The sequence below is a fragment of the Psychrobacter sp. 1Y4 genome, assembly GCF_051847555.1.
Window position 1 is genome coordinate 1 of the sequence record NZ_JBPYDE010001200.1, and the last position, 508, is coordinate 508.

At 46.9% G+C, this 508-nt stretch carries 1 pseudogene; it reads right to left on the bottom strand.

Going from position 1 to position 508, the window contains the following annotated elements:
- Nucleotides 1–389: pseudogene (locus ACS8FC_RS21135) on the bottom strand (hypothetical protein); the annotation flags it as partial.
- Nucleotides 390–508 lie beyond the last annotated feature (119 nt).

Genomic DNA, 508 nt, shown 5'->3' on the forward strand with positions numbered 1-508 from the left:
GGTTCAGGATTGGCGCCATTCGCATTTTCTGTAAGAGTAGCTGAATCGTTAGTCGCCCCATTGAGTAATAGCGACTCTTCACTATCTGAAGCATCTGCCGCTTGCAGTGACTCGTACTCTGCTTGTAGCCGACGCTGTAGCCCTTGCGCTTGCGCAACGTATATAGGCTGAAACTGCTCTATACGTGCCGCAGCAGAATCACTTTGCTGCATAGGTTGACTGTCTTCTTCACTTGTTTTTTCAGTTGTCTGAGTCTCATCTGGTACAGGCGGTGCGTCAGCTTGCTGCTGACAGCCGGTCAGAAATAGTACGCCCGTTAGCGCTACTGCAGCCAGAGCTGAGCTAGCAGAAGTATCAATATTAGGCTTTACTGGCAAAAGTCGAAGCATGAGAGTACGTATCCTTTAATAAAGCAAAAATATAAAAAGCTAAAATGGTGTCGGGCTGGCGCTATTTGATTACCGTTAGAGACCTTGCTGACCTATCAGTCATGATAGAAGCATAGTAT